Consider the following 26,121-nt stretch of genomic DNA (forward strand, 5'->3'; position numbering starts at 1 on the left):
AGATAAGGATTTTTAATTTTCGATTAATAAATTATTACATTTGCCGTAATAAAAATTTGTTTTTTTTACTCAAAAGGCTAATTTTTAAATTATTCAATAAAAAACAAGCAAACAATTAAGGTTGCTTTGAGGATTATTAAATTAAAAAATTAATACAATGAAGCTAAAATTCATGCTAATAGCAATAGTGGTCTCCACTATTTTTTGGTCGTGTGCTGATAAGAAATCAGAAAAAAAGGAAACTATGGCACACGAAAAATCAACCGATTTTAATTACAATGTCGATCAATTTGCCGATGTTAAAATACTGCGGTATCAAATTCCGGGTTGGGAAAAACTCAGTTTAAAAGAGCAGCAGTTGGTGTATTATTTAACTCAGGCAGGTTTGGCGGGCCGTGATATTATGTGGGACCAAAATTACCGTCACAATCTTAAAATTAGAAAGGCGCTCGAAGCAATTTATAAAAATTATTCGGGTGATAAATCTACCGAAGATTGGAAGGCTTTCGAAACGTATTTAAAACGTGTTTGGTTTAGCAATGGTATTCACCACCACTATTCAAACGACAAATTGAAACCAGGGTTTTCAGCCGATTATTTAAAGATGTTATTAACAGAAACCAACACCAATTTAGAGGGAGAAGCTTTCGAAGTTATTTTTAACGATGTAGATAATAAAAAAGTAAACCAAGCAAAGGGTATTGATAATGTTGCTTTGTCTGCAGTAAACTTTTATGGCCCAAATGTCACCAATGCCGACGTTGTTAATTTTTACAAAGCCAAAACATCGCCAAACCCAGAACGGCCACTTGCTTTTGGTCTAAACTCGCAGTTAGTAAAGGAGAACGGTGTTGTTGAAGAACGCGTTTATAAATCTAGAGGGCTATATGGCGAAGCCATCGACGAAATTATTAAATGGTTGGAGTTGGCAAAGGGAGTTGCCGAAAATGAGGCTCAAGCTAATGCTTTAGGATTACTAATCGAGTATTACAAAACGGGCGACTTGCAAACTTGGGACGATTATAACGTGGCCTGGACCAATGCCACAGCAGGCAATGTAGATTACATTAATGGTTTTGTCGAAGTGTACAATGATCCTTTAGGTTATCGAGGTTCATACGAAATGATTGTGCAGATTAATGATTTTGATATGTCTCAAAAAATGAAGGTGCTGAGCGATAATGCACAATGGTTTGAAGACAATTCTACTTTAATGGATGCCCATAAAAAAGAAAATGTCGTAGGTGTAACCTATAAAGTGGTTAATGTTGCGGGTGAAGCTGGTGATGCATCGCCAAGTACGCCAATTGGAGTTAATCTGCCTAATTCAAACTGGATTCGTGCAGCAGTAGGGAGCAAGTCTGTTTCTTTAGGAAATATTATCAATGCTTCCAATAATGCTGGTAGCACAGGACGTTTAAAGGAATTTGCACATGATGAAGATGAGGTTAATAACCATGAAAAATATGGTGAATTAGCCGATAAACTGGAAACGGCATTACACGAAGTTATTGGTCATGCATCTGGAAAATTAAACCCAGGCGTGGGAGAAACCAAAGAAACCCTTAAAAATTATGCTTCAACTTTAGAAGAAGGCCGAGCCGATTTGGTGGCGTTATATTATATGTATCAACCTAAATTGCAAGAATTAGGCTTGGTTGATGATTGGAAAGCTGTTGGCCGTGCTTCATACGATGCCTATATCCGTAATGGATTGATGACACAATTAATTCGTTTGAATTTAGGCGATGATGTTGAAGAAGCCCACATGCGAAACAGGCAATGGATTTCAGCTTGGGTTTTCGAAAAAGGACAAAAAGACAATGTTATTGAAAAAGTGACCAAAAACGGAAAAACCTATTTCAATATTAATGATTACGAAAAACTAAGGGAGTTGTTCGGGGAGCTTTTAAGAGAAGCCCAACGTATAAAATCGGAAGGGGATTATGCTGCTGCTGAAGCATTGGTTGAAAACTATGGTGTAAAAGTAGATCAAGCCATTCATGCTGAAGTTCTTAAGCGAAATGAACAATTTAATAGTGCACCGTATACAGGTTATGTGAACCCGGTGTTGGTTGCAAATAAAAATGAATCTGGAGAGATAACCTCAATAAAAGTAACCCAACCTAAATCGTTTGAAGAACAAATGTTAAATTACAGTTCGAATTACAACTTTTTGCCTGAAGTAAATTAAAAGTAATATTATTACAAAAAATGGCGGCTCTTTAACAGAGCCGCCATTTTTTGTAGACACTAAGTATCATATTTATTTTGAAGCAAATGCTTTAACATCTTTTTCGTTAACCTCAGAGCCTCCTAAAATAATGAGGCGCTCCACAACATTACGAAGTTCCCTGATATTGCCCGTCCAATCGTATTCTTGAAGTAGTTTAATGGCCTTATCGGAAAATGATTTTTTTGCTGTGCCTTGGTCCTCGGATATTTTATTAGCAAAATGGTTTATTAAAAGTGGAATATCGTCACGCCTTTCGTTCAAGGCAGGAACCTTAATTAAAATTACGGCAAGCCTGTGGTAAAGGTCTTCCCGAAATTTACCATCTTCAATTTCCTTTTTTAAGTTTTTGTTGGTGGCGGCAATAACGCGCACATCAACCTTAATATCTTTATCGCTGCCAACACGTTGTATCTTATTCTCCTGTAACGCACGCAGTACTTTGGCTTGCGCCGATAAGCTCATGTCACCTATTTCATCAAGAAAAATGGTACCTTTATTAGCGGCCTCAAACTTTCCGGCGCGGTCTTTATTGGCACTTGTAAAAGCACCTTTTACGTGGCCAAACAGTTCACTTTCAATCAACTCCGATGGTATTGCGGCACAATTCACTTCAATTAAATTCCCTTTAGAACGTTCGCTTTTTTCATGTAACCAATGGGCTACCAGTTCTTTACCGGTGCCATTGGGACCTGTTATCAATACGCGGGCATCGGTAGGAGCTACTTTATCTATCATGTCCTTAATTTGTGAAATGGCCTCGCTTTCACCAATCATTTCGTACTTTTTGCTTACTTTCTTCTTCAGTATTTTATTTTCAACTACCAATTCCTTGCGATCTAAAGCATTACGAACAGTATTTAACAGGCGGTTTAAATCTGGCGGTTTCGATATATAATCAAAAGCACCCATGCGCATGGTGTTAACGGCCGTATCTAAATCACCGTGGCCAGAAATCATCACAATAGGTATTTCAGGTTTTATTTTTTTTGCAGATTCCAAGACTTCAACACCGTCCATTTTAGGCATTTTAATATCGCAAAGTACTAAATCGTAATCCTCGTTTTTTATTTTTTCAATACCACCCAAACCGTCTTCTGCTTCTTCAACTTTATAGGCGTCGTTTTCTTCCGATAGAATTTTAACAAGTACTCTTCTAATTGCGGCTTCGTCTTCTATTACTAATATTTTCGGCATAATGATGTTTTAAGTTTTTCTGTATTCAACCTAAGTACGGGTTGGCAAAATATAATCTATAATTTCTTTTTATTTAATTGGCGTTATTTCTGCTGGTTATATATATGTACATCTCTTTGTGGGAATGGAATAGTGATATTGTTTTCCCTAAAAAGTTTATCGATTTCAAAACGAATATCACTTTTAGGAAATTGTGCTTTAAAGCTATCGTTAATGGTAAAAATAATTTTGAAGTTAAGGGAACTGTCACCAAAATCAGTAAAAACAACAGTGGGTTCGGGCTCGCTAAGGACTTCTGGGTGGGTGCTGGCCGCTTGAATAAGCAGTTTTTTTACCAGTTGAACGTCGCTTCCATAGGCAACTCCAACGGTTACGGCCTCTCTTGTGGTGCTTCCGTTTTGGGTCCAGTTGTACAGGCTGTTTTCTAAATATAAATGGTTGGGGATTACTAAAACCTTATTGTCTATAGTTACCGCTCTTGTGGTACGCAGTTTAATTTCTTCAACACGGCCCACTTTGCCGTCTATTTCAATAATATCGCCAACATGAACGGTTTGGTCAATTAATATAAAAACTCCGGAAATAATATCTTGAAACAGGGTTTGAAGAGCCAAACCAATACCAATTAACAGAGCGGCAGAGGCTGCAAAAACAGCGGTTACGTTTACACCAACCGAATGTAGTGTAATCAATAAAATTACCACATAAATAAGCCACCTAAAATAGCCGTATACTACTTTAAATTTGCTTTTTTCTTCTCTTGGTAAATTTCTGGTGAGTATTCTGAACAGAATCCTTAGAATGATTGTTGTTATAAATATTGTCGTAACGACAATAATCAAATCGAGAATAGAAACACTTATTTTCTCGGTGAAATTAATATGAAGGTCTAGGAAGTTTTTAATGTTTTCCCAAACAGAGCTTCCAGCTATTTTCTCTTCTAGTTTTTCTAAGTTTTGACTCATGTATTTAGTATTTAATCCACTTTATAAGGTCTTTATAGGTCGGCTTTTTGCCATACATTAAAATACCCACACGATATATTTTTGCAGCAAACCAAACTGCAAATATAAATGTAGCAATTAAAATTAATAACGACACCAATTGTTGCCAAAGCGGAACTCCAAAAGGAATACGCATAAGCATAACCACGGGAGATGTTAACGGTATAAATGAAAAAATAGTAGATACCGTACCGTGTGGGTCTTCAATAACCGTAAATATACCGATATATACCGCTAAAATTAAAGGCATTAATATGGGTAGCATAAACTGTTGGGTGTCGGTTTCGTTATCTACAGCAGCACCAATGGATGCATATAAGGAGCTGTACAGAAGATATCCGCCAATAAAAAACAAAATAAACGCTATTATTAAGTTTGTTAACGGTAAATGTAAAAATGCAGTGGCTATATTTTGAATTTCTATGTTGGTTTCCTGATTTTCCATAGCTTGCCTCATAATTTCCTGTTGCGGGCTTTGCATTTCCATGACATCAATGCCTAAGAAAAGGGAACCCCCAAACATTAAAATACTTCCAACCAATAGCCAAACTATAAACTGCGTAATTCCTGCCAAAGAGGTGCCTATAATTTTTCCTAACATTAATTGCACAGGTTTTACAGAAGAAATAATAACCTCGATAATACGGCTCGTTTTTTCTTCAATTACGCTACGCATAATCATGTTACCATAAATAATAATGAACATAAATAGTAAATAACCTGCCGCACCACCAAAAATAAGTTTGATAACACTGTCCATTTTTGATGTTTTTTCACCTTCAAAACTTTCTTGAGCAATATTTAAATGGACTTTTGATGCGTTTATCATATCAGTATTTACACCTCGTTTTTCAAGTTCGCGGTTGGTAAGCTCTTTTTCAAGTCTGCTCTCAATATCTGATATGATTGACAATGATGGCGATTCTTTTGAATAGAAAGTAACGGTATTTTGAGTGTTGTCTTTCTGTGATTCTTTACTAATATGAAGCAATCCGTAGCCATCGGTTTCCTTTACTAATGCTATGGCATCATCAAGAGGTATATTTAGGATATTGTACGTCGTATTACCAGAATTTTTAAAAATGTCGCTGATGGTATGCGTTTCGTCAAGAACCGAAATAATACGTATTTTATCGTTGTTCAGTTGAGCCAGATATGCCACAACTGCAATTAGCGCCATAAAAATCATAGGGCTAAGAAATGTCATTATTATAAACGACTTATTTCTAACCTTGGTTAGGTATTCACGTTTTATTATGAGCGGTAAGTGGTTCATAAAAATTAATTGTTTCTTACGTTTTTAATGAAAATGTCGTTTACACTTGGTATCAACTCAATAAAATGAGATACTTGGCCTTTAGAGGTTAAGTATTGCAACAGGTCGTTAGGCGATTCGTTCGGCTTTAGTTTTATGTTCAGTTTTAAATCGTCTTCCAAAGTTTTAAAATTGGCGTCAGAAATGCTGAATTTTTCCCGGAGTTCTCTTTTTAAAATGTCGTTGTACTCGGTACGGATACCAACCTCAAAGGTGTTTGTTTTGTACTGTCGCTTAACCTCGGCCAATTTACCTTCTAAAATTTTATTGGATTTATTGATTAGTGCGATATTATCGCACAATTCTTCAACCGATTCCATGCGGTGCGTCGAAAAAATAACCGTAGCTCCTTCGTTACGCAGGCGTAAAATTTCGTCTTTTATTAAATTGGCGTTAATCGGGTCGAAGCCTGAAAAAGGTTCATCGAAAATCAATAGTTTAGGTTGATGCAGAACGGTAACCACAAACTGTACTTTTTGTGCCATACCTTTCGATAGTTCTTGGATTTTTTTGTTCCACCAATCTCCAATTTCAAGACGTTCAAACCAATGTAATAGTCGTTTTTTAGCTTCAGTTTTGCTCAAACCTTTTAGTTGGGCGAGGTAAAGAGCCTGTTCGCCTACTTTCATCGATTTGTACAAGCCGCGTTCTTCTGGTAAGTAGCCTATGTCTTTTATATGGTGTTCTTTTAGCGGTTCGCCGTCTAATTTTACAAACCCAGAGTCTGGCATGGTTATTTGGTTTACCACACGAATTAAAGTTGTTTTTCCAGCACCATTGGGCCCTAAAAGTCCAAATATACTGCCATCAGGAACAGTTATAGACACATTGTTTAGTGCTTTATGGTTTCCAAAACGCTTTGAAACCTCTGTAACTTCAAGTAAGTTGCCCATGTAAAAAAAATTAGTTCGTAAAGATATTAAATGTTATGTGAGAAGCTTAAGTGATTTTGGTGAAAATTGAAATAGGAATTTAATAAGCTAACACCCTAAAAACAAAACCCACCCTTAAAAATTAAGGATGGGAAAAAAATTGCTATGAAAAAGAAAAATTACCACTAATATAAATTAGTGATAGTCAAATATAGTTTTTTTTTCAATACCAACGGTAAAACTCTTGGATATCTTACCGTTTTAAACAAAAAAAATCCGCTAAATAAGCAGATTTTTCTTGTTAATTAACATATGTTATGAAAACATATCTTTTACTTTTTCAAAGAACGATTTGTCTGAACTTTCAGGTTTTGGCGAGAAATGCTCGTCATCCTGCATCGCTTCAAAAAACTCCTTTTGTTGTTTGTTTAAGGTTTTTGGTGTCCATACATTAACATGTACCAAAAGGTCGCCTTTTCCATAGCCGTTAATGCTCGGGATACCTTTTCCGCGTAAGCGTAAAATTTTGCCAGATTGTACGCCCGCTTCAACTTTAATACGAACTTTTCCGGTAACAGTATCTATTTCTTTTGAAGTTCCTAAAACAGCTTCAGGGAAACTTACGTATAGGTCGTAATGTAAATTATCACCTTCGCGTTGTAATTTGCTGTGTTGTTCTTCCTCAATAAGCACGATTAAATCACCAGATATGCCATTTCCAGGGGCTTCATTTCCTTTTCCGGAAACTTTAAGCTGCATGCCATCCACAACGCCAGCAGGTATTTTTATAGAAACAGTTTCTTCTGCAACTTTCAAGCCTTGTGCGTCGGCACCACTTCCTGCTTTATCCATGGTTTCTCCGGCACCGCCACATGCGTTACAAGGGGCAGAGGTTTGCATTCTTCCTAAAATGGTATTGGCTATACGTGTAACTTGCCCGGTACCGTTACAGGTAGGACAGGTTTTATAAGTAGTGCCTGGTGCCTGTACTTTACGTTTTACCTTTACTTTTTTCTCAACGCCATTGGCAATTTCCTCTAAAGTTAGTTTAACACGAATGCGTAGGTTGCTGCCTTTTGCGCGACGCTGGCCACCGCCACCGCCAAAACCAGAGAAACCTCCGCCAAAGCCACCGCCAAAAATATCGCCAAATTGACTGAATATGTCATCCATATTCATGCCACCTCCGCCAAATCCGCCGCCATTTTCAAAAGCTTGGTGGCCAAATTGATCGTAGCGCGCTTTTTTATCGGGGTTGCTTAATACTTCGTAGGCTTCAGCTGCTTCTTTAAATTTAGTTTCTGCCTCTTTGTCGTCTGGGTTTTTGTCTGGATGAAATTCTATAGCCTTTTTGCGGTAGGCCTTTTTTATTTCGGCAGCACTTGCTCCTTTACTTAAACCTAATACTTCGTAATAATCTCTTTTTGCCATAATCTTGTTTTAAACCCTTTATGTTAAATTAAAGGACTTTAATTTCTATTTCACTGTTGCCCAATAACTACCTTCGGAAAACGGATTACTTTCTCACCAAGTTTATATCCTTTTTCAATGACATCGATAATTTTACCTTTTAGGTCGTCGCTCGGAGCTGGAATTTGGGTTACAGCCTCGTGTGTATCTGCGTTAAAGGCATCTCCCTTTTCAACGTTCATGGCCTTAAGGCCTTTTTGTTCTAGAGTATTTATTAGTTTTTGGTAAATTAAAAACACGCCTTTGCGCAACTCTTCGGTCTGTTTGTCTTCTTCAATGTGTGCAAGCGCACGCTCGAAATCGTCGATAATGGGAAGAAGGGTTTTCATCACATCTTCGCTGGCTGTAGAAAATAACTCGACACGTTCTTTAGCCGTACGCCTTTTGTAATTTTCAAATTCAGCAAATAAGCGTAAAAACTTATCTTTTTCCTGCTGCAGCTCGTCTTTAAGTTGTTCTTCAACAGATTGCTCTTCTGTGGCTTGCTCTTGGGCCTCAATCGTTTCGTTTTGAACAGCCTCCTCGGTTTGTGAGGCTTCTATATCGTTTGTTTTATTTTTCTTGCTCATTGCGTATTTTAATTTTTAATCCAATACTCAAATTGGGTGGCAAAAGTACTGCCATTATTGTAAAAATGCCATAATGTCACAAAAATAATTTTAGTTTTTTCTTAACATTTGATTGTGTAGATTTATAGCATAACATTAAAAATAATTTACAATGAAAAAGAAATTGACAGTACTATTTTTTGTAACCGCTTTATCTGTAACCGTTTTAGGGTGCAAAGATAAGGCTAAGGAAGCCAAAACATCTGAAGCTGAAACACCAGCAAGTACAGAGGCGGCCTCAGAAACCTATAAGACTAAGGTGGATGAATCGACGATTGAATGGAAAGGGTTTAAGCCTACTGGTGAACACTTTGGGACCATCGACATCGAGCGTGGGGTATTCGACGTAGCGAATGGTGAAATTGTTGGCGGATCGTTTATTATCGATATGAAATCTATTGTGGTAAAAGACATGCCCCTGGAAGATGAAAACAATGCCAAACTTACTGGGCACTTAAAAAGTCCAGATTTTTTTGATGTAGATACCCACCCAAGTGCTGGTTTTACCATTACAGGCGTAGAGCAAGTTGAAGGCAAAACGATGCTTTCAGGAAACTTAACCATAAAGGATATTAAGAATAACATTACATTTCCGGTATCGGTTTCCATAATGGGTAATGATTTAAATTTAGAGAGTGAAACGTTTACCATTGATAGATCAAAATGGAACGTAAAATATGGTTCTAAGTCATTTTTTGATAACTTGGGAGACAAGTTTATTAATGATGATATTGAGTTGAAAGTTTCTGTGAAAGCAACTAAGTCGTAATAGGCACCATAAAATATATTGAAAAGAAACCATTCTGTATGAGCAGGGTGGTTTTTTTATTTGATTTATAATCTGAACTTTATAGGAAATCATTTATATTTGGTTTGTTGGCTATAAGTAATTACGATATGAAAAAAAATCTACTTAATATTTGTAACGTTGTTATTGTGTTCGCAATTCGTGATTTCTCAAGTTTAATTACAACCAGAATCGTCCGGCATCAGTTTGGTTGATAATAGTTATAATGATGATTTTTATTATTTAGCACACTCTTCGTTTCATCCTCAAACGGCTTTGGCACTTAAGCTACTTTCAGAACAACAGCAATTAAAAACCAAAAAGCCTGTAAACAACTTTGCCATAATTAAGTTTTTTAGACCTAAAAAATTAGTTGCTTCTGCCATCGCAGCAAATCTTTTAATAAATGGGGAGCTTGTTGAAAAAGTTAAAAACGGTGGTTATTTAGAGTATGTTATTTATGATTTTTCGGAAAAGGCAATCGAAATAAAGAGAGGTTTAGGAGCCGAAGCCTTGCAGTTAATACCCGAAAAAGGCAAAGAATATTACTTTAAAATAGAGCCTAAAGTTGGTGTTTTTAAGGGCGGCTTCATTATAGAACAGCTAACTTCTCCGATTCCCAATAGTGAGCTAAAGGAAAAGCATTATATAAAAAGAACAGATAAAAGCGTTTTAGATTAATTTTAGTGTTATGATGCTCTTATTTTGTAATCTAAAAAAGCTTTAGAGGCAACATGATTAGATTAAATGTTTACCTTTTGCTCAACTTTAATTATTTTGTAAAAATCCCAAATTAATTTAAAATGCTACAGAACAAAAAAAACTGCTTGGTGCCAGCTCTACTTTTTGTATCAATAGTTGCTTTTGCCCAAAACAAAGAATATACAATAGTAAAAAGCCGAAAGTTTGTAGAACCTTTTGTAAAAACCCAATTGGTGGCGAGCGTTGAAGACCAAGCTGGTGGCGTTTATACCGTTAGGTATTATGATGAATACGTCTCTATGAAACACCATCATAGCAATTCAACAGGTTTTATAGTGCAGCATTGGGACAGTTTACAACAATCAATGTCGTATAATAATTATAAAATTGAAACTGGTAAAAAAGGTGTAATTTCGGGGTTTACCATTGTAGATGAAAAATTACATGTTTTAGAATATGAAAAAAATAGAAGAGATAAAACCATGGATTGTTTTATACACAAACCCACAGACTATACCAATGCCTTAAAAAGGGAAAAAATTTTCTCTATTGATATTAAAAAGTTTCCAAACTTTATTATTCCAGCGTTGAGTGATAATTTAGATTCTAATTATTATGGAAACATGGAATTTTCTGAAAATGGAAAATACGTTGCTTTCCATATGGACTCGTACACAAACGATACCGAAGCCCATAAAATTTTCGTTTTTAACAGTGATTTCGAAATGGTTTGGGAAAAAGAATTTAACCATAGTGAAAAGGATAGACTGTTTGATATTCGTCAAGTAGAGGTTGACAGCCAAGGTGACGTTTACATTTTAGGAAAAGTATATCACAACAGAAGACAAAATATTGTAAAGAAAAAGGTTAATTACCATTACGAAGTTTTTAAGGTAACCCAAAACAAAACTGAGCACACTTATTTAAACCTCTTAGGCCGTTTTGCGCATACTATGAGTTTGGTGCTCAAGGAAGATCAAGTGAGCTGTATAGGCATTTATTCAGAAAAAAGTGATTTAAACATTATAGGGTTCTTTTCAGGTAATGATAAATTCGAAATTTCAGGAACCTTATTTTTTTCAATATATAAGGACAATATGAAAATTAGAAATACACTTTTTCAGGAGTTTTCGCCTGAATTTTTAACTAACAAATATGATGTAAGTGGTTATAAGGAAAATGGAGCTTATTTAATAAAGAATATTACAGCATTAGCCGATGGCGGATTTTTATTTGTTGCAGAAGAATTACTTTTGGAATATGGAAATAATGGCTATATAGCTTCTAATTTTAATGATATTTTGATATTTCGCATTGGTAAATTAGGAAATTTAGCCTGGGCCAGAAATATAAATAAGCATCAAAGAGAACTTACACTAAGGGTTAGATCACTATCTTGTTCAACATTGTTCAACAATGAAAATTCATATGTTTTTTTTAACGAGTTTAAAAATGTAATGCCTGTTAATAATAACCTAAATTTTCAGAAGAATAAATTTGGAAATATTAATAAAAAAAACTCCAACCTATACATGGTAAAAATTGACGGCAATGGCAATATATCCTGTGATGCCCTACATTTAAATCGCTTTAACGATATTATGTTTTACCCGGTAAATGGGAAAGCGGTTTATAATTCGCAAATGGTGATTTTTGGTTCAAATGAAAAGCAAAAGCAGTTCCTAACCTTTAAACTGAATTAGTAACAATTTATATTAATGTTTAGACAACAAATCCTGTAAAGCAGGTTCTAAACAGTTAAATTTAAAATTAAACCCTTTATCCTGAATGGCTTTAGAGCTTACGCGTTGACTTTCAAACAATATAATGTGCATTTCACCTAAAACCAATTTCATAAAAAACTTGGGGATATTGGGCATAAATAACGGGCGCTTTAACACTTTTGCCGTTGTTTTAGTAAGCTCTTTATTACTAACTGGGTTTGGTGCTACACCATTGTAAGTGCCGTATAACCGGTTTTGAATAACAAAAAGAAACATGTTGGCTAAATCGTGGATGTGTATCCAAGACTGCCACTGCTGGCCACTGCCAAAAGGAGCGCCCAATCCGTATTTTATAGGTTTAGCCAGCTGAGGTAAGGCCCCGCCATCGTTAGAAAGTACAAGGCCAATTCTTATTTTAGAGATGGCAATACCAACGTCTTTAAAACCATCTACAGCCTTTTCCCAAACATGCACCACTTTTCCTAAAAACGAAGGGCTTATTTGGTTAAACTTTTGGTCGTAATAATTGGTTAACGAGTCGGGATAAATACCAATAGCACTTGCAGAAACCACCTGTTTAATTTGATGGTTTTCACCTTTTAAAGCATCAATTAAAAGTTGAGTCGTGTCTTTTCGGCTATTTAAAATGGTTTTTTTGTATTCGGGCGTCCACCGTTTAGAAATGGTGGCGCCTGCCAAATGAATAATAGCTTCTACATCTATAAAACAATTAGCATCAATCTCTTTTTTATCGGGATTCCAATAAAATCCATTGTAATTATCAGAATGTTCAATTTTAGATTTGCTCGTGGTGAGATAATTGACTTTTATATCGTTTTTATGGCAATGCTTTACAATTTCATTTCCAATTAATCCCGTAGCTCCTGTTATTAAAACGCGCATATTCTTTTTTTATAAAGTTATGAAATGAATTGGTTTGTGATTTAGTTTTAGGTTAGGTTTAACAGATTTGGCCGAATGGGCTTTAGCATTAGTGTACAATCGCTAAGATTTCATTGTCTTCGATGTTTAGCTCAGCAATATTATTTTGAAGTCGTTGCATGTTTCGTTGCTCTAAGCATTTCACGTTTTCCAGGTGGGCCAGGCAATTTTTCAACCGAAAAACCAACAGATTGCATAGCACGGCGCACACTACCTTTAGCCGAATACGTAACCAAAACACCTCCTATTTTTAGAGTATTATACATACTTTTAAAAATGTCTTCTGTCCACAGTTCGGGTTGTACCCGGGCACCAAAGGCATCAAAATAAATTAAATGATAGGCGTTTTTATCGTTAATGTCAGAAAAGAATTGTTGACGTTTTGTTAAAGAGAATGCCGATGATATAGCATGTTTTTCATCCCAATTAACCTCATGGATTTTTTTAAAAATAACAGCGCTATTTTCTGTTTTTAGCACATTAGAATAATTCAGTTTTGAAATTTCTTCGGACGAAACAGGGTAGGCTTCAATACCCACATAATTAATAGACTGTTGTAGTTTTTCAGCTTCTAAAAATGTAATAAAAGCGTTGAGTCCTGTGCCAAAACCAATTTCTAAAATTGAAACAGTAGGATTTGCGTTTCCACTCCGCTCAACGTCACAAACATGTTCCAAGCCGTGCTTTATAAAAACATGATAGGCTTCTTGAATGGCCCCGTGTTTAGAATGGTATTGCTCGTTCCACTCGGGTATATGTATCGTAGCTGAGCCATCGCCCGTAATAATAATTTGTCTTTTTAAGCTCATTTATTGTATAACTAAAACACCATCTGCCTCAAACGAATAGGTGCGTTTTGGTGTCGTAATTTGTGCTATGTCTTCTTTTGATTTTCCAGCGTCTTCAGCGTAGTGGCGTAATTCTTCAACAGGCACTTCGTTAACAAAGGCTTTACCGTTAACAATTACCTCTTTTCCCATAATATTTTTAGGTACAAAAAAGCCATAGTCTTTAAACTTTACCATAATGTCTTGTCCGTTTTCCAAATCCAAACGCATCCAACAGCCTTTGGCCTGGCAAACACTGTTAACTTTCGCTTTTATTTTAGAATTAATACGGTCTCCCATTTGCATGGTTTCATAATGGTTGGCCATAGAGCCTGCGGAAATAGCATCATCTGGAATAATTTGCTTTCCAAAAGAGGTATAGTTTTTTTGTGGGGTTTCAGTTTGTGTATTTGGGTTTTCCTCAGTTTTGTTTTTGCATGAATATAGTGTTAGGGCACAAAAAATGAAGACAATAATAAACCTCATGGTGTTAATATTTCAACTTTAAACGATATTATGTAAATATACCGCTTTTTTAATAACGATTTTATTTAAATTTGTCTCTTTAAACAACCGGACTTATGAGTACTATAATCCATGATATAGAGGTTGAAAAAGCTAAAACTTCTAAAATCAACGAGATAGATTTCGATAATTTGAAATTCGGACATGTTTTTTCGGATCACATGTTAGAATGTAATTTTAAAAATGGAGAATGGCAAGCGCCAAAAGTGGTGCCTTATCAACCTATTACATTAGACCCTTCATCGAAGATTTTCCATTATGGGCAATCGGTTTTTGAAGGCATGAAAGCTTATAAAGATGCCAATGAAAACGTCTGGTTGTTTCGACCGTTGGAAAACTTTAAACGCTTGAATATTTCTTCAAAACGTCTGGCTATTCCAGAATTACCAGAAAGTTACTTTATGGATGGTTTGAAAGCATTGTTGGAAGTTGATAAAGATTGGATTCCGAAAAAAGAAGGAAGCTCGTTGTATATTCGTCCGTTTGTTTTTGCCAGCGGAAATGGGTTTCACGCATCACCGGCCGATGAATACAAATTCATTATTTGTACTGCGCCATCTGGAGCTTATTTTTCAGGGGACGTAAAAGTGTTAATTGAAGAAAAATATTCACGTTCTGCCAATGGTGGCGTTGGGTTTGCAAAAGCAGGTGGAAACTATGCAGGGCAATTTTACCCTACCCAGTTGGCCATTGAAAAAGGATACCAACAAGTAATTTGGACTGATGATAATACTCATGAATATATCGAAGAAGCTGGAGCAATGAATATTTTCGTTCGTATAAACGATACGTTGATAACAGCACCAACAAGCGACAGAATTCTTGATGGTATTACCAGAAAAAGTATAATTGAATTGGCTAAAGCAGAAAACATTCCTGTTGAGGTAAGAAAACTAAAAGTTAGTGAAGTTGTTGAAGCTGCCAAAAACGGAACATTAAAAGAAATGTTTGGCGCAGGAACAGCGGCTGTTATTTCGCCAATAGCCGGTTTTGGTTATAAAGATGAAGATTACGAATTACCTAAGCTGAAAGATACCTATGCCAGTTTCTTAAAAAAGCGTATCACTGACATACAAACCAACAAGGTTGACGATCCATTTGGTTGGCGTTATGAGGTAAAATAAACTAAACCTTTTTAGACGAAAAGGGAAATATTATAAAAAAAAAAAAAAGAGAAACGAAACCGTTTCTCTTTTTTATGTCAATCAAATTCACTTACTTATCTAAAATCGTTTGGATGTCAGGTTTAAAGTAGTTGGGGCCTTTCAGTACTTTACCATCTTCGCGGTAAATAGGCTCGCCATTTTCACCCAATTTGCTCATGTTGCTACGTTGTATTTCGTCAAATACTTCCTCGATTTTATGCTGCATACCGTGTTCTATTATAGTGCCGCACAAAATGTAAAGCATATCGCCAAGCGCATCGGCGACTTCAACCAAATCATTGTTGTTGGCCGCTTCGAGGTATTCTTCATTTTCCTCGCGCATGAGTTTGTAGCGTAGTAAGTTTTTAGACTCACCGAGGTCGGCTTTTGGTGTTTCCCGATGTCCGATTTTAAATGCCGTATGAAACGCTTTTACAGCTTCAATTTTATTCTTCATATTTTTTTTCTCATTCCCGTTATGTTGGGAATCTTATCATTAATAAATTCGTTAAATTTGCATAAAAGTAACCATATGTTCAGTAAAGGTCAAATCATTTTTGGAGTTTTGTTTTTTATAGTATTTGCTGTCATCATTGCGTATACATATAGAAAAGACCTAAAACTCCATAAAAAATTTTATTCGGGTAGCGTATGGATACTTATCGCCTTTATTGCTTTTATTCTTTTTATTTCGGCTATTAAGTTTTTCTTTAAATAATATTACGAGCCTAATCTAGTTTGATAAGTGTTTGATTTAAAATCTTCGCTTTTAGGTTTTAAGTGTTTGGTTTTGTTTATGTTAATGAATTTTTTAAATCTGTTTAAAATAAATTTCACTTTTCTACGCAACCTTTTTAAAAGTGCTGCATCTATTAAGTACTAAACCATACTAAAGATGAATATTTTATTAATTCTCAGCGTTCTTATTGTCATTAATATTTTATTGTTGGTTTTTAGTGTCAACAAAAAAACAGAGCCTTAAATAGCACTCTGTTTTCTTGCCGATTTTGACTTATCGTATTATTCTAAGAAGACTAAAGATTAAGAATATTATTATTGATAAATTTACTGATTCCCGCAATTATCCAGCCTGTTTAGGTATGTTGCTGTTATGCTTTTCAAATGGCTGAGGTATTGTTTTTTTATTTCAGCAATATCCCCTAATTTTAAAGAGGTGTAGTTGCTTTTGTCATCGGTTAATTTTTCGTTACAGTTGCAAACTTGTAGCGATTTGTTATAAGTGTCAATACTGGAAGCAATTATAGTTTTATAATCTTTGATTAGCTTTTCTTTTTCCTTCTGCAACAAATTTGCTCTCTGTTCAGCGAACTTTTGTTTTATTTCTTTTTCTTTTTGTTGTAATGCCAATTGTTGTTCCTTAAGGGCTTGCTGCTTTAATTCTAATAAAATAAGTTCCTCGTTTGAGGGAAGTTTTTCAACTTTATTAGCGTAAGCTGTAAATTTATCGAGTTCAACAATACTTTTTTGGGCCAATTCTTTGGCGCGTTTTACATAAAAGCGTCCGTCTTCATAGGTTTCTGCCTGTTCAACATGAGCCAAAAGGTCAATACTTTTATCAGCTAATTCAAACGATTTAGTGCAGCCACACTGAGTTAGGTTTTCTTTAGAAAGTTTAAAAGATTCCAAAGATCGGTTTGCATAATATTTAAGGTGGCTAATGTTGTTCGACTCGTATGAATCCTTAACGTGCGAATAAGCATTAACCAAATAGCTGCTGGCCGTATCGCAATTGCTCTGGCCGCTAATAATACAAGATGTTAATACAAATAAAATAAGTTTAAAATATTTCATGATTTGGGTTTGGCAGTTAAATTTTTTTAAGTAGGTGAAGACGAAAATATAAAAAACTTGATTAATCTTGGTGCCGTTCATCGAATAGGGGGACACTTTTCGTTGTACCGGTATGAATTTTAGATTTTTAGTGCTTTTATCGGCATCATTTTTTATATTTAAGACAGTTATAAAAAAAAAATATGGATAAATATAAAGTTACAGCACCAATTAAACTTTCAGATACCCAAACTAAAGTCGATATAGAAAAGGCTAAAAAAAAACTAAAATCTGTACGTAAAAAACTGGGCGAATGGCAAAACAGTATGTATGCACACGACAAATATGCTGTTTTGGTCTGTTTACAGGGCATGGATACCGCAGGTAAAGACAGTTTAATACGTGAGGTTTTCAAAGATTTTAATGCCCGTGGCGTTATGGTGCACAGCTTTAAAGTGCCTACCGATAAAGAACGGGGTCACGATTACCTATGGCGGCACTACATCGCATTGCCCGAGCGCGGTAAGTTTGGTGTGTTTAATAGAACACACTACGAAAATGTTTTGGTAACCCGTGTTCACCCAGAATATATTTTAGGAGAAAAAATACCATCGGTAAACGCTGTGGAAGATATTGATGAGGCTTTTTGGGAAAACCGTTTTCAGCAAATAAATAATTTTGAAAAGCATTTGGCCGACAACGGAACCATAATATTTAAATTCTTTTTGAATGTATCAAAAGAGGAACAGAAAAACCGTTTGTTACGTAGGATCAACAAGCCCGAAAAAAATTGGAAATTTTCTCCGGCCGATCTGGATGAACGCGAATTATGGGATCAGTATCAGGCCTGTTATGAAGACGCCATAAACAAAACCTCTAAATTCCATGCACCATGGTATATCATTCCGGCAGACGATAAACCCTCTGCACGTTATTTGGTCGCTAAAATTCTCTACGAGACCTTAAGCGCCTATAAAGATATAAAAGAGCCAGAACTTGACGATGCTATAAAAGCAAACATAGATGCTTACAAAGAAGAACTCCAAAACGAATAATTTTTTGGGCGTTTAACCGCGCTTTCCACTATATCTTTTCTCGTGCCTCAAAAAGGATGCCGTTGCAATCGCTAACGCAGCCAATTGCAATATTTGAAACCAATGCACAGGATAAAGTTGAATTTACGTGAGAGAGGGTTGCTTTTAGCCATCCATTTACGATGTCTTTAAATTTTTTATTCTTTGCAGTAGCGTAGGGTGCGAGTAATGCATAAACACGTAAGCCGGGTGTGGCGTTAAATTGCTCAAGCTGTTTTTGTTCAGTTTTTTTAAAGAACTTATAAGCGGTTCGGCTTTATATGTGGTTTTGGCATAATCGTCGGCTTGGTATTCAAATTTTCTGGAAAATAGGTTCATAATTAACCCCATAATTTCAGAAATAGGTGCATAAAGCAAAGCAAAGGCAATTAGTCCGATGTGAAAACTTGGCGTTTCAACTCCCAAAGCATTAGACAATATTGGGTTGGAAACAAAAAGCGACAGTAAAAAAAGCATAAACCCTGTGGTTAAAATAGAAACAAAAAGGTTGAAAATAATATGCTTCTTTTTATAATGCCCCACCTCGTGTGCCAAAACGGCCACGATTTCCTCATCCTCCAAATCATTGATTAATGTGTCGTAAAGTGTCACGCGTTTTTCGCTTCCAAACCCCGAAAAGTAAGCATTGGCTTTGGAACTGCGCTTAGAGCCGTCAATCACAAAAATTTTATCGAGCTTGAACCCGACGGTCTTGGCGTATGCCGAAATTTTATCACGTAACTCTCCGTCTTCCAATGGTTTTTGTTTGTTAAATATAGGCACGACAAGTTTGGAATAAAACATATTCATAAACAAGGTGAAAACAGCAACTAATCCCCAAGCGTAAAGCCAAAAATAAGAACCTGCTGTTTGGTAAAACCAAACAATTAGAGCCAAGATACCACCGCCAAGAATAGCCATCATCAACCAGCCTTTTATTTTGTCCAGTATAAAGGTTTTAAGGGTTGTTTTGTTAAATCCGAACTTTTCTTCAATCACAAAAGTGCTGTAATACGAAAATGGAAGCGATACAATATCGCTTCCAATCATTATAATTCCAAAGAAAATTAAAGCGACCACAATAGGGTTGTCACTATAACCTCGTGCAATGTTGTCAACAAATTCAAAACCATCAAAAAACAGAAACCCTAAAGTTAATAGTACAGAAAAGGTTGAGGTAACTATCCCAAAACGATATTTTGTAGCCTTATAATTTTGTGATTTTTTGTACTCGTCTTCATCATAAACATCTACAACTTCTTTTGGTAATTGGTCGTTAAAATGTTTGGCATTCAACATATCTAAAATTTTATCGATAATAAAATTGATAACGATAATAGCTATGATGATGTAAAAAAGCGTGTTTGCTGTCATACTGTTTTATATAGTCAATTTGTGTTACCCTGAACTTGTTTCAGGGGCCAATCTATTTATAGCGTGATGTGATGCTTAAATACTGAAAAAAAAATCAGCACGAGCGAATTCAGCATAACGGATTATTCAAAATTCCGTTGTCTCTTGGCCTCAAAAATAAGAATTCCTGCAGCAACAGAAACATTCATGGAGTCTATTTCGCCTTGCATGGGGATAATAATATTTTGATTGGAATGTTTTAACCAGTCATCGCTTAACCCAGTGGCTTCCGTACCCACAACAATGGCGGTTGGTTGAGTGAAATCCTGAGTACTATAATTTACTGAGGCCTGCAGGGCAGCACAGTAAATATTAATACTTTCATTTTTTAAAAAACCAATAATATCTTCGGTAGTGCCTGTGGCAATTTGGTTTGTAAACACACAGCCCACACTGGAGCGGATAATGTTGGGGTTGTACAAATCAGTTTTTGGGTTAGCAATAATTACGGCATCGGCTTTGGCGGCATCGGCTGTTCGTAGTAGGGCACCAATATTTCCTGGTTTCTCAGGGGCTTCGGCCACTAAAACCAATGGGCTTTTAGCATCGAACTTTAGGTTTTCAAGCAGATGGGGTTTGCTTTTTGCAACGGCTAAAACACCCTCGGTAGTACTGCGCAGGGCTAATTTTTGGTAAACTTCTTTCGAAATTTCAACAGATTTGCTTTGTTTCGTCGTTAAGTCTTGTAGTTGTTCAACTGAAAATAGCCCAGGGTAAAATAAAACCGTATCCAAAACGTAACCGCCTTTTAAGGCAAGCTCAATTTCGCGCTGGCCTTCAATTAAAAACATGCCCAATTTTTTGCGTTCGCGAGACTTGTCTTTTAATTGAGCCAATTGTTTGATAAAGGCGTTATTGGTACTTGTTATTTCTTTCATAGAATGTTCACAAAAGTAATGTTACAGTGCATTATTTTCAAAATAATTAACCAGTAAAGCCACAACATAATTATAACTGTCCATGCCTTTACTCTGTTGGTTGGCTTTTAAAAAATTGCTGTAAAACAATTTAAAAAATGGCTCGGCTGGGTTTTGGTGTGTCTCCCAAAACTTACGTACTTCTTTGTAGTTTTTTAAAATACCTGGGTTAACGGTTTCAAGCATAGTTTCGTAAAGGGCTTCATCCCGACGGTAAATTTCATTCAGGCAAAACCGTAAACCAAACGTGTATCCGGTGTAATTAAAATAGATATCACCATGATTAATCGCCGCCAAAAAGCCAATAAAATTGGCTTCGTTTTCGGCAGCATAGCCCAACTGGTGCGCAATTTCGTGCGATGTGGTAGTGGGAAATTTATAAACAGGAATTAAAGCATCAACCTGAGCTTCGTTCGTCAAAGGATTTAAATACCCGCTAAATCCCATATAAGTTAGCGGGTAACTGAACAACGATTTTTTTATACTTTTAGGTTTGTACTCCAAATGAGGAAAAAAGTCTTTCAATCGCTTGTAGCCCAGAGGTGCCATTTTTAAAATATCACCTTTACTAAATGGTACATCAACTTTTGCCGTATCGTTTTTAGCGATTTTTAAATGAATGGCGTTCGATTTTTCTATCAACCGTTCCGAAACCAAAACCAGTTTTTCGGTGGTGTAATCGGCATCTAAATTCAAATTTTTATGCAAGGGCAATCGGTAATAGTTCAATCCCCAAAGCACATGGAACGCAAAATAGATGACACTTAATGCGGCTGCCACATCCCGCACCCAGTATTTGGTGTCCTTTCGTACGCGTTTACGGTTTTTGTAAAGCCATCTCAGGATGTAAATTATAGCAAAGGCATACACAAAATCACCAAACGAAAAAGGCATCCAGCCCAGTATGTATCTAAAAATTTTTGAAATAAAAGGATAGATGCCATTACTGTAAAAATGCTCTACAAAATCTGGGAAATACGAAATACATTTCACAAGGAAATACTGCGGAATAAGCGATAACGCCAGTAGGTTTTTTGTGTTCTTCAGCATGCTTCAAAAGTAAAGAAAAATAATTCGATAAAAATATGATAGTGAACAATAAAAATTTGCCCCAAAACCAGCTGTAAATTTATTGTAGTTTGTTCCTGCTTTTCGCTATATCTGTTTGAAAACTGTGTGGCGGTTCAATATTGCAAAGCCTTTTTATAAGCTTTGCCTCAGCCTTAATTATTTGTTGTTTTCTTTTTTAAACAGGATGCCGCTGCAATCAGGAGCAGCAGCAAAAATCCGGCCCTTTTTGCTACCTTTGTTCGAATTCAAAACAAAACATAAAATGAGCCAAGATATCAGACAACTTCAGCCAACCGCAATATGGAATAAATTTGCCGATTTAAATGCAGTACCCCGTGCCTCGAAAAAGGAAGAACGCATTATCGCATTCATGAAAGATTTTGGTGAAAATTTAGATTTGGAAACCTTGGTTGACGAGGTAGGAAATGTGATTATAAAAAAACCGGCCACCAAAGGCATGGAAGACAAAACTACGGTGGTTATGCAATCGCATTTAGATATGGTTCACCAAAAAAATAATGATACCAATTTTGATTTCGAAACCCAAGGCATCGATATGTATGTCGATGGGGACTGGGTAAGAGCCAAAGGCACTACACTTGGAGCCGACAACGGTTTAGGTGTTGCAACGATTATGGCTGTTTTAGAAAGTACCGATATTCAGCACCCAGCTATTGAAGCCTTGTTTACCATAGATGAAGAAACCGGAATGACCGGAGCCATGGAACTAAAAGGCGGATTGTTAAAAGGCGGTATTTTACTGAATTTAGATACCGAAGAGGATGATGAAATTGGCGTAGGCTGTGCCGGTGGTGTTGATGTTACCGCTACAAGAAGTTACGAAGAAGAGGAAACCCCCGAGTTTAAAATAGGTTACGAAATTAAAGTAAAAGGTTTGCAGGGTGGTCATTCGGGGATGCAGATACATGAAGGCTTGGGCAATGCCAATAAAATAATGAATCGGTTGTTGTTTGATGGTTTTGAAAATTTCGGACTAAGAATTTCTGAAATTGATGGTGGTGGCTTGCGCAATGCCATTCCGAGAGAGAGTAGGGCTATAGTAGCTATTGATGCTGCTAAGGAAGATGTTTTTTTGTCTGAAATCAGTAAACTTTCGGAAACAATAAGGGCAGAATTAAAAACAATGGAACCCGATTTGGTTGTTGAGGTTTCAAAAACTGATACCCCAGAGAGCATCATGGACTTGGGAGTTCAGGAAGGGTTTACCCGAGCGATGTATGCGGCTATAAATGGAGTATACCGTATGAGTGCCGATATGCCCGATTTGGTGGAAACATCAAACAATATTGCTCGAGTTTTAGTTAAAGAAGGGCAAATTACGGTGGCTTGTTTAACCCGTTCGTCTGTAGAAAGTTCAAAAATAGATTTGGCAAAAACACTACGCGCCACTTTTGAGCTCACCGGTTGCGAGGTTGCGTTTTCGGGAGAATACCCTGGCTGGCAACCCAATATGGATTCAGCCATTTTAAAAGTGATGGTGCCGTTATATGAAAAACTCAACGGAGAAAAACCACATGTGGCGGCCTGCCATGCCGGTTTGGAATGTGGTATTTTGGGGCAAAATTATCCGGAAATGGATATGATAAGTTTCGGTCCAAACATTAAAGGTGCGCATTCTCCAGATGAACACGCCCAAATTTCATCGGTGCAAAAATATTGGAAATTTGTATTGGAAATTTTGAAACATATTCCAGCTAAAAATTAAGCTAAAATGTATTTCATCGAATAAATTTGCTTTTAATCTATGTTTTGTTAATATTTGTAATGAGCTCAATTAAAATATTTACAAAAAGCATTTTTTTTGAATGAAACATAAAGTAAGCATCCCCATGCCTCTAAAAAGAAACATTGAAACAAATGCTTTTTCTTTTTTTCTCTTAGGTTTAAGGAACTGGGTCGTAACCAGAACCGCCCCAGGGGTGGCAACTTAAAATCCGTTTTATGGCTAACCAACCGCCTTTTAAAAGCCCGTGTTTTTGTAAGGCTTCTTTAGAGTAATGAGAGCAAGTTGGCGTGTATCTACAAGTTGCAGGCATTATAGGAGAAATAAAGATTTGGTACACCTTTATTAAAAATAGAAACGGTGTAATTAGCAGTTTTTTCATCTTTTGTCAACCTAACGTGTTTCAGGTTCTTATCAGGTTTAATTTGTGTGATTCTGATATAAGTATGGAATCAAAGTATGTACTAATTCATTGAAAACGTCGTGCCGTCTTTCCCGTCTTTAAGTTGAATTCCTATTTCAGCCAATTCATCCCTTATTTTATCAGATAGGGCAAAATCTTTATTAGCTCTTGCTTCTTGTCTTAGTTTTATTAAAACATCAACAGCTCCCGTTAATTTGTCGGTTCCGTTGTCGTTACTCGATTGTTTTACAAGTCCGAGAACATCAAAAACAAAACTGTTCATGGCGTCTTTTAAAATAGCTATATCGTCCACAGAGACCGTTTCACTCCCTTCTTTAACTTGATTAATAAACTTTGAAGCTTCGAATAAGTGTGCAATTAAAATAGGCGAATTAAAATCGTCGTTCATAGCATCATAGCATTTTTGTTTCCATGCTGCCACATCGAATGAAGACGTCTCAGATGGTTTTAACCCATCTAAAAGGTTTAAGGCATCCATAAGTCTATTATAACCTTTTTCGCTTGCCAGTAACCCTTCATCGGTTAAATCCAATACGCTTCGGTAAGACGATTGGGCGTTAAAAAAGCGAATAACGCTAGGGGAGTACGCCTTGCTGAAAAATTTATTATCCCCAGAAAGCAATTCACTAGGGTTAACAGTATTTCCTGTAGATTTCGACATACGTTGTCCGTTAAGCTGAAGCATATTGGCATGCATCCAATAATTAACAGGCGATTTTCCTTTAGCGGCTTCGTTTTGCGCAATTTCGCACTCATGATGCGGGAATTTTAAATCCATACCACCACCATGTATATCGAATTGGTCGCCCAAATATTTTGTACTCATGGCCGTACATTCAAGGTGCCAGCCGGGGAACCCATCGCTCCATGGTGAAGGCCAACGCATAATGTGTTGGGGCTCGGCTTTTTTCCAAAGGGCAAAATCTTGTGGGTTCTTTTTATCACTTTGCCCATCAAGTTCGCGGGTATTGTGAATTAAGTCCTCAAGTTTGCGTTTACTTAATTTACCGTATTCGTTCAATTCGTTAAACTTGTGCACATCAAAATATACCGATCCGTTTACTTCATAAGCAAAACCATTTTCTATTATAGTGCTGATCAGTTCAATTTGCTCAATTATGTGGCCAGTGGCTGTGGGCTCAATACTCGGCGGCAAGAAATTAAAAGTGTTTAATATATTGTGGAAATCAACCGTGTATTGTTGAACCACTTCCATGGGTTCTATTTGCTCCAAACGTGCCTTTTTAGTGATTTTATCTTCACCGGCGTCTGCATCATTTTCTAAATGGCCAGCATCGGTTATGTTTCTCACATAGCGCACTTTGTAGCCCAAATGTTTAAGGTACCTAAAAATCATATCAAAAGACATAAAGGTCCTTACATTGCCTAAATGGACATTGCTATAAACGGTAGGCCCACATACGTACATGCCAATATAGCCTTCCTCTATGGGTTTAAACGTTTCTTTCTTGCCTGTTAACGAGTTGTATATTTTTATTTTTTGGGTTTGGTAAAGCTGCATCAGTTGAATTTGGCTAATGGTTATTTGTTTGGGGCTATAAATGTTAAAACTTAGTATCCAATTTTATGTAATCAAGAAATTCGCGCCTTGTGGCCATATCTTTAAATTTTCCACCAAACTCTGAGGTTACGGTACTGCTTTCAATATCTCTAATACCTCTTGAGTTAACACATAGATGTTTGGCATCTACGACGCAAGCGACGTCTTTAGTGCCCAAAACGTTTTGCAGTTCACGTACAATTTGAATTGTTAAACGCTCTTGAACTTGTGGGCGTTTTGCAAAATAATCTACAATACGGTTCATTTTCGAAAGCCCAACAACCGAGCCATTAGAAATGTAAGCAATATGGGCTTTTCCAACAATAGGAAGCAAATGGTGTTCGCAAGTAGAATATACAGTAATGTTTTTTTCAACCAACATCTCACCATATTTGTATTTATTGTCGAAAGTAGAAGCACTTGGCTTTTTGTCTGGGTCTAGACCGCCAAAAATTTCCTTAACAAACATTTTTGCCACACGGTTAGGTGTGCCTTTAAGGCTATCGTCAGTCAAGTCGAGACCCAAAGTTTCCATGATGTGGCGCACATCGTCTTTTATGATGTCTATTTTCTCTTCGTTAGAAAGTTTAAAGGCATCTTGGCGCAGTGGTGTGTCCTCAGATGTGCCAATATGCTCGTTACCTAAAGCGTCAAAATCTTCTAAATTGTTGTCGAATTTCATGTTACTTATGTTGTTTTCAATGGTCTTGCCCATAGCCATTATGTTACTCTGTTTAATTTCAGTGAGTTGGCTTTAATTGTTAATGGGGTTAACC

The 26,121-nt window shown here is 36.4% G+C and carries 25 protein-coding genes; 8 read left to right on the plus strand and 17 right to left on the minus strand.

Going from position 1 to position 26,121, the window contains the following annotated elements; all coding sequences use genetic code 11:
* Positions 1 to 157: 157 nt before the first annotated feature.
* On the plus strand, positions 158 to 2,194 hold the full coding sequence (locus tag GSB9_00061; GenBank protein UKM63518.1) for a dipeptidyl peptidase 3: 2,037 nt from the start codon (positions 158 to 160) through the stop codon (positions 2,192 to 2,194).
* 72 nt (positions 2,195 to 2,266) lie between these two features.
* Here GSB9_00061 and GSB9_00062 read toward each other — a convergent pair whose 3' ends face one another.
* The 6 genes from GSB9_00062 to GSB9_00067 all read right to left on the minus strand — a co-directional run bounded on the left by GSB9_00062 (position 2,267) and on the right by GSB9_00067 (position 8,660).
* Complete coding sequence (locus GSB9_00062) at positions 2,267 to 3,430, minus strand: sigma-54 dependent transcriptional regulator (protein UKM63519.1); 1,164 nt, start codon at positions 3,428 to 3,430, stop codon at positions 2,267 to 2,269.
* Positions 3,431 to 3,513: 83 nt separating this feature from the next.
* Positions 3,514 to 4,395 (minus strand): mechanosensitive ion channel, encoded by an 882-nt coding sequence (locus GSB9_00063; protein ID UKM63520.1) that lies wholly within the window; start codon positions 4,393 to 4,395, stop codon positions 3,514 to 3,516.
* Positions 4,396 to 4,399: 4 nt separating this feature from the next.
* A complete protein-coding gene (locus GSB9_00064) occupies positions 4,400 to 5,710 on the minus strand; it encodes an ABC transporter permease (protein ID UKM63521.1) in 1,311 nt (436 codons plus the stop codon).
* A 5-nt stretch (positions 5,711 to 5,715) separates the two neighbouring features.
* On the minus strand, positions 5,716 to 6,642 hold the full coding sequence (locus GSB9_00065; protein ID UKM63522.1) for an ATP-binding cassette domain-containing protein: 927 nt from the start codon (positions 6,640 to 6,642) through the stop codon (positions 5,716 to 5,718).
* Positions 6,643 to 6,936: 294 nt separating this feature from the next.
* The gene (dnaJ, locus tag GSB9_00066) at positions 6,937 to 8,052 is read right to left on the minus strand and encodes a molecular chaperone DnaJ (protein ID UKM63523.1); all 1,116 of its coding nucleotides are present in this window, start codon (positions 8,050 to 8,052) and stop codon (positions 6,937 to 6,939) included.
* A 50-nt stretch (positions 8,053 to 8,102) separates the two neighbouring features.
* Positions 8,103 to 8,660, minus strand: coding sequence for a nucleotide exchange factor GrpE (locus tag GSB9_00067; protein ID UKM63524.1), 558 nt, complete (start codon positions 8,658 to 8,660; stop codon positions 8,103 to 8,105).
* A 151-nt stretch (positions 8,661 to 8,811) separates the two neighbouring features.
* Here GSB9_00067 and GSB9_00068 point away from each other — a divergent pair, with 151 nt between their 5' ends.
* The 3 genes from GSB9_00068 (at position 8,812) to GSB9_00070 (ending at position 11,891) form a co-directional block, all read left to right on the plus strand.
* Complete coding sequence (locus GSB9_00068) at positions 8,812 to 9,468, plus strand: YceI family protein (protein UKM63525.1); 657 nt, start codon at positions 8,812 to 8,814, stop codon at positions 9,466 to 9,468.
* Positions 9,469 to 9,693: 225 nt separating this feature from the next.
* Positions 9,694 to 10,167, plus strand: coding sequence for a DUF2846 domain-containing protein (locus tag GSB9_00069; GenBank protein ID UKM63526.1), 474 nt, complete (start codon positions 9,694 to 9,696; stop codon positions 10,165 to 10,167).
* 122 nt (positions 10,168 to 10,289) lie between these two features.
* Positions 10,290 to 11,891, plus strand: coding sequence for a hypothetical protein (locus GSB9_00070; GenBank protein ID UKM63527.1), 1,602 nt, complete (start codon positions 10,290 to 10,292; stop codon positions 11,889 to 11,891).
* A gap of 12 nt (positions 11,892 to 11,903) precedes the next feature.
* Here GSB9_00070 and GSB9_00071 read toward each other — a convergent pair whose 3' ends face one another.
* The 3 genes from GSB9_00071 to GSB9_00073 form a co-directional block, all read right to left on the minus strand.
* Positions 11,904 to 12,815: a TIGR01777 family oxidoreductase gene (locus GSB9_00071; GenBank protein ID UKM63528.1), complete on the minus strand. Its 912-nt coding sequence runs from the start codon at positions 12,813 to 12,815 to the stop codon at positions 11,904 to 11,906.
* A gap of 140 nt (positions 12,816 to 12,955) precedes the next feature.
* On the minus strand, positions 12,956 to 13,663 hold the full coding sequence (gene mnmD / locus GSB9_00072; GenBank protein UKM63529.1) for a tRNA (5-methylaminomethyl-2-thiouridine)(34)-methyltransferase MnmD: 708 nt from the start codon (positions 13,661 to 13,663) through the stop codon (positions 12,956 to 12,958).
* Positions 13,664 to 14,167 (minus strand): DUF4920 domain-containing protein, encoded by a 504-nt coding sequence (locus GSB9_00073; GenBank protein ID UKM63530.1) that lies wholly within the window; start codon positions 14,165 to 14,167, stop codon positions 13,664 to 13,666.
* A 95-nt stretch (positions 14,168 to 14,262) separates the two neighbouring features.
* Between GSB9_00073 and GSB9_00074 the strand changes: the two genes are divergently transcribed.
* Positions 14,263 to 15,330, plus strand: coding sequence for a branched-chain amino acid aminotransferase (locus GSB9_00074; protein ID UKM63531.1), 1,068 nt, complete (start codon positions 14,263 to 14,265; stop codon positions 15,328 to 15,330).
* 91 nt (positions 15,331 to 15,421) lie between these two features.
* On the opposite strand, the gene GSB9_00075 is transcribed toward GSB9_00074, so the two are convergent.
* Positions 15,422 to 15,808: a nucleoside triphosphate pyrophosphohydrolase family protein gene (locus GSB9_00075; protein UKM63532.1), complete on the minus strand. Its 387-nt coding sequence runs from the start codon at positions 15,806 to 15,808 to the stop codon at positions 15,422 to 15,424.
* A gap of 75 nt (positions 15,809 to 15,883) precedes the next feature.
* On the opposite strand from GSB9_00075, the gene GSB9_00076 reads away from it, so the two are divergent.
* The gene (locus GSB9_00076; protein UKM63533.1) at positions 15,884 to 16,069 is read left to right on the plus strand and encodes a hypothetical protein; all 186 of its coding nucleotides are present in this window, start codon (positions 15,884 to 15,886) and stop codon (positions 16,067 to 16,069) included.
* Between the two features lie 347 nt (positions 16,070 to 16,416).
* On the opposite strand, the gene GSB9_00077 is transcribed toward GSB9_00076, so the two are convergent.
* Positions 16,417 to 17,163 (minus strand): hypothetical protein, encoded by a 747-nt coding sequence (locus GSB9_00077; protein UKM63534.1) that lies wholly within the window; start codon positions 17,161 to 17,163, stop codon positions 16,417 to 16,419.
* Between the two features lie 182 nt (positions 17,164 to 17,345).
* Here GSB9_00077 and GSB9_00078 point away from each other — a divergent pair, with 182 nt between their 5' ends.
* A complete protein-coding gene (locus tag GSB9_00078; GenBank protein ID UKM63535.1) occupies positions 17,346 to 18,197 on the plus strand; it encodes a polyphosphate kinase 2 family protein in 852 nt (283 codons plus the stop codon).
* 156 nt (positions 18,198 to 18,353) lie between these two features.
* Here GSB9_00078 and GSB9_00079 read toward each other — a convergent pair whose 3' ends face one another.
* The 3 genes from GSB9_00079 to GSB9_00081 all read right to left on the minus strand — a co-directional run bounded on the left by GSB9_00079 (position 18,354) and on the right by GSB9_00081 (position 21,595).
* On the minus strand, positions 18,354 to 19,589 hold the full coding sequence (locus GSB9_00079; GenBank protein UKM63536.1) for a M48 family metallopeptidase: 1,236 nt from the start codon (positions 19,587 to 19,589) through the stop codon (positions 18,354 to 18,356).
* A gap of 122 nt (positions 19,590 to 19,711) precedes the next feature.
* On the minus strand, positions 19,712 to 20,506 hold the full coding sequence (locus GSB9_00080) for an RNA methyltransferase (protein ID UKM63537.1): 795 nt from the start codon (positions 20,504 to 20,506) through the stop codon (positions 19,712 to 19,714).
* A 21-nt stretch (positions 20,507 to 20,527) separates the two neighbouring features.
* The gene (locus GSB9_00081) at positions 20,528 to 21,595 is read right to left on the minus strand and encodes a DUF3810 domain-containing protein (GenBank protein ID UKM63538.1); all 1,068 of its coding nucleotides are present in this window, start codon (positions 21,593 to 21,595) and stop codon (positions 20,528 to 20,530) included.
* A 283-nt stretch (positions 21,596 to 21,878) separates the two neighbouring features.
* Between GSB9_00081 and GSB9_00082 the strand changes: the two genes are divergently transcribed.
* Positions 21,879 to 23,342 (plus strand): aminoacyl-histidine dipeptidase, encoded by a 1,464-nt coding sequence (locus GSB9_00082; protein ID UKM63539.1) that lies wholly within the window; start codon positions 21,879 to 21,881, stop codon positions 23,340 to 23,342.
* A 178-nt stretch (positions 23,343 to 23,520) separates the two neighbouring features.
* On the opposite strand, the gene yidD is transcribed toward GSB9_00082, so the two are convergent.
* From yidD to folE, 3 genes are all read right to left on the minus strand, one after another.
* On the minus strand, positions 23,521 to 23,742 hold the full coding sequence (yidD, locus tag GSB9_03230; protein ID UOR30058.1) for a membrane protein insertion efficiency factor YidD: 222 nt from the start codon (positions 23,740 to 23,742) through the stop codon (positions 23,521 to 23,523).
* 82 nt (positions 23,743 to 23,824) lie between these two features.
* Complete coding sequence (cysS, locus tag GSB9_00083; protein UKM63540.1) at positions 23,825 to 25,306, minus strand: cysteine--tRNA ligase; 1,482 nt, start codon at positions 25,304 to 25,306, stop codon at positions 23,825 to 23,827.
* A gap of 43 nt (positions 25,307 to 25,349) precedes the next feature.
* Positions 25,350 to 26,027 carry a GTP cyclohydrolase I FolE gene (gene folE / locus GSB9_00084; protein UKM63541.2) on the minus strand — a complete coding sequence of 226 codons (678 nt, stop codon included), beginning with the start codon at positions 26,025 to 26,027 and terminating at the stop codon, positions 25,350 to 25,352.
* Positions 26,028 to 26,121 lie beyond the last annotated feature (94 nt).

The organism is Flavobacteriaceae bacterium GSB9 (assembly GCA_022749295.1).
Taxonomy (GTDB): Bacteria; Bacteroidota; Bacteroidia; order Flavobacteriales; family Flavobacteriaceae; genus Flavisericum.

Coding starts and splice junctions, on each gene's coding strand:
- GSB9_00061 (UKM63518.1), top strand. CDS start 158: ATGAAGCTAAAATTCATGCTAATAGCAATAGTGGTCTCCACTATTTTT.
- GSB9_00062 (UKM63519.1), bottom strand. CDS start 3,430: ATGCCGAAAATATTAGTAATAGAAGACGAAGCCGCAATTAGAAGAGTA.
- GSB9_00063 (UKM63520.1), bottom strand. CDS start 4,395: ATGAGTCAAAACTTAGAAAAACTAGAAGAGAAAATAGCTGGAAGCTCT.
- GSB9_00064 (UKM63521.1), bottom strand. CDS start 5,710: ATGAACCACTTACCGCTCATAATAAAACGTGAATACCTAACCAAGGTT.
- GSB9_00065 (UKM63522.1), bottom strand. CDS start 6,642: ATGGGCAACTTACTTGAAGTTACAGAGGTTTCAAAGCGTTTTGGAAAC.
- dnaJ (UKM63523.1), bottom strand. CDS start 8,052: ATGGCAAAAAGAGATTATTACGAAGTATTAGGTTTAAGTAAAGGAGCA.
- GSB9_00067 (UKM63524.1), bottom strand. CDS start 8,660: ATGAGCAAGAAAAATAAAACAAACGATATAGAAGCCTCACAAACCGAG.
- GSB9_00068 (UKM63525.1), top strand. CDS start 8,812: ATGAAAAAGAAATTGACAGTACTATTTTTTGTAACCGCTTTATCTGTA.
- GSB9_00070 (UKM63527.1), top strand. CDS start 10,290: ATGCTACAGAACAAAAAAAACTGCTTGGTGCCAGCTCTACTTTTTGTA.
- GSB9_00071 (UKM63528.1), bottom strand. CDS start 12,815: ATGCGCGTTTTAATAACAGGAGCTACGGGATTAATTGGAAATGAAATT.
- mnmD (UKM63529.1), bottom strand. CDS start 13,663: ATGAGCTTAAAAAGACAAATTATTATTACGGGCGATGGCTCAGCTACG.
- GSB9_00073 (UKM63530.1), bottom strand. CDS start 14,167: ATGAGGTTTATTATTGTCTTCATTTTTTGTGCCCTAACACTATATTCA.
- GSB9_00074 (UKM63531.1), top strand. CDS start 14,263: ATGAGTACTATAATCCATGATATAGAGGTTGAAAAAGCTAAAACTTCT.
- GSB9_00075 (UKM63532.1), bottom strand. CDS start 15,808: ATGAAGAATAAAATTGAAGCTGTAAAAGCGTTTCATACGGCATTTAAA.
- GSB9_00076 (UKM63533.1), top strand. CDS start 15,884: ATGTTCAGTAAAGGTCAAATCATTTTTGGAGTTTTGTTTTTTATAGTA.
- GSB9_00077 (UKM63534.1), bottom strand. CDS start 17,163: ATGAAATATTTTAAACTTATTTTATTTGTATTAACATCTTGTATTATT.
- GSB9_00078 (UKM63535.1), top strand. CDS start 17,346: ATGGATAAATATAAAGTTACAGCACCAATTAAACTTTCAGATACCCAA.
- GSB9_00079 (UKM63536.1), bottom strand. CDS start 19,589: ATGACAGCAAACACGCTTTTTTACATCATCATAGCTATTATCGTTATC.
- GSB9_00080 (UKM63537.1), bottom strand. CDS start 20,506: ATGAAAGAAATAACAAGTACCAATAACGCCTTTATCAAACAATTGGCT.
- GSB9_00081 (UKM63538.1), bottom strand. CDS start 21,595: ATGCTGAAGAACACAAAAAACCTACTGGCGTTATCGCTTATTCCGCAG.
- GSB9_00082 (UKM63539.1), top strand. CDS start 21,879: ATGAGCCAAGATATCAGACAACTTCAGCCAACCGCAATATGGAATAAA.
- yidD (UOR30058.1), bottom strand. CDS start 23,742: ATGAAAAAACTGCTAATTACACCGTTTCTATTTTTAATAAAGGTGTAC.
- cysS (UKM63540.1), bottom strand. CDS start 25,306: ATGCAGCTTTACCAAACCCAAAAAATAAAAATATACAACTCGTTAACA.
- folE (UKM63541.2), bottom strand. CDS start 26,027: ATGAAATTCGACAACAATTTAGAAGATTTTGACGCTTTAGGTAACGAG.